The organism is Priestia sp. SIMBA_032 (genome assembly GCF_046535215.1).
GTDB classification, from domain to species: domain Bacteria; phylum Bacillota; class Bacilli; order Bacillales; family Bacillaceae_H; genus Priestia; species Priestia aryabhattai.
In genome coordinates this window covers 1-244 of record NZ_JAWRXD010001358.1, presented here as the reverse complement: position 1 = coordinate 244, position 244 = coordinate 1, and the positions used below count along the sequence as shown (strand labels likewise).

Genomic DNA, 244 nt, shown 5'->3' with positions numbered 1-244 from the left:
GATGTGCATGTTGCCGGCGAGGCACGCCGGGCAGGTGCCGTCCCATGACAGCGGCATGACGGTGACGGCGTCGCCGACGCTCCATCCGTCGACGCCCGGGCCGATCGCGGCGATCGTGCCGGACATCTCGTGGCCGATGGTGGCGGGCGTGGTCACCCGGGCATCCATGTCGCCGTGGAAGACATGGAGGTCGGTGCCGCAGATGCCGACGTAGGCGACCTGGATGGCCACCTCCCCCTGCCCC

The 244-nt window shown here is 70.9% G+C and carries 1 protein-coding gene; it reads right to left on the bottom strand.

Annotated elements, in window-relative coordinates; translation table 11 throughout:
* A partial coding sequence (locus SB717_RS38750) for an alcohol dehydrogenase catalytic domain-containing protein (protein WP_410908567.1) occupies positions 1–231 on the bottom strand: 231 nt, incomplete at its 3' end.
* Positions 232–244: the final 13 nt, after the last annotated feature.